At 60.5% G+C, this 1,391-nt stretch carries 3 protein-coding genes; all 3 read right to left on the reverse strand.

Features of this window, described 5'->3' with window-relative positions; all coding sequences use genetic code 11:
- Nucleotides 1-401: MFS transporter (locus tag AWB68_RS50590; RefSeq protein WP_143282064.1), on the reverse strand; the 401-nt coding region annotated here is incomplete at its 3' end.
- A complete protein-coding gene (gene arsH / locus AWB68_RS44935) occupies nucleotides 370-1,134 on the reverse strand; it encodes an arsenical resistance protein ArsH (protein ID WP_087650455.1) in 765 nt (254 codons plus the stop codon). The genes arsH and AWB68_RS50590, both read right to left, overlap by 32 nt.
- Nucleotides 1,134-1,391: ArsC/Spx/MgsR family protein (locus AWB68_RS44940; RefSeq protein ID WP_327384509.1), on the reverse strand; the 258-nt coding region annotated here is incomplete at its 5' end. The genes AWB68_RS44940 and arsH, both read right to left, overlap by 1 nt.

Below are 1,391 nucleotides of genomic sequence, written 5' to 3' on the forward strand. Positions count from 1 at the left end.
ATCACTGCGAAAACCGGATCGTATAGCGTCGCGGCCATTGCGACACCGAGGCCGATCCAGACGACGAATAGCGTTACGAGGCTATGTGCCTGCGACCAAAGCGCCAACGTCGCCGCGGCCAGCACGGTCCCGCAGACCATGACCCGCCGGCCGTGGCCGTGATCAATCCATGTTCCGACCGGATACGCCGCTAACCCTGAAATTAGGAGGCCCACCGAAAGGGCCGCGTTAGTTGCCGTCCGGCTCCATCCCATCGCACCTTCCATCGGCACAACAAAAAGCGAGAACGCGTAATAGATCGAGCCCCATGAGACGAGCTGAGCTACGGCGAGCGCCCATGTCGCAATAGCTCCTCCACCGCCGCCACTGTCACTCCGTTTCGTTGTCGTCAGTGTCGGCATTGGCGCTCACTGTTTCCTGATTCATGGCGGCTGCTGCCAGTGTCGTTGCAAGCTCCGGGTGCGCTTCCTTCCGCTCACTGTAGCGATCAGTCAGGTAGTCGGAGCGGTCGCGCACCAGCAACGTGAACTTGTACAACTCCTCCATCACGTCAACGACGCGATCGTAGTAAGCAGAGGGTTTCATCCTGCCGTCGGCGTCGAACTCCTGCCACGCTTTTGCCACTGACGACTGATTCGGGATGGTCACCATACGCATCCAGCGGCCGAGAATGCGCAGTGCGTTCACTGCGTTGAAGGATTGCGATCCGCCGCACACCTGCATCACCGCCAGCGTGCGGCCTTGTGTGGGTCGAACTCCGCCGCTTTCAAGCGGTAGCCAATCGATCTGGTTCTTGAATACTGCCGTCAGGGTTCCGTGACGTTCTGGGCTGCACCACACTTGTCCTTCTGACCACTCTGAGAGTTTGCGCAGTTCGACTACCTTCGGATGATCAGCCGGCACGCTGTCAACAAGCGGCAAGCCGTGAGGATCGAACACCCGTGTTTCCGCGCCGAAATGGCGCAGGATGCGTTCGGCTTCGAGCGTGAGAAGCCGGCTGAATGAGGTGGGGCGCAACGAGCCGAACAGCAACAGGATTCGCGGAGCATGTCGCAGAACCGTGCGCGGTTCGAGCTTCCGCAGATCGGGCGTGTCGAGGTGCGGGGCGCTGACGTTCGGTATGTCCTGCGTCATTAGACGAGGCTCCTTCCTTCGCTATCGACCACCTGCTGGCCATCCTCTTTCATGAATGAGCCCTTCTGCTGAGCTGGCAGGATGTCCAGCACCACCTCGGAGGGGCGGCACAGGCGCACGCCGAGCGGCGTGACGACAAGCGGGCGGTTGATGAGGATGGGATGTTCCATCATTGCATCGATCAGCTGCTCATCGCTCAACGACGACTCCGAGAGGCCGAGTTCGGCGTATGGCGTACCCTTTTCACGCAATGCGGC

Origin of the sequence: Caballeronia choica, from assembly GCF_001544535.1 — a bacterium.
GTDB lineage: Bacteria > Pseudomonadota > Gammaproteobacteria > Burkholderiales > Burkholderiaceae > Caballeronia > Caballeronia choica.

Excerpts from the sequence above, each read along its gene's own strand:
- arsH (WP_087650455.1), bottom strand. The coding sequence starts at position 1,134 with ATGACGCAGGACATACCGAACGTCAGCGCCCCGCACCTCGACACGCCC.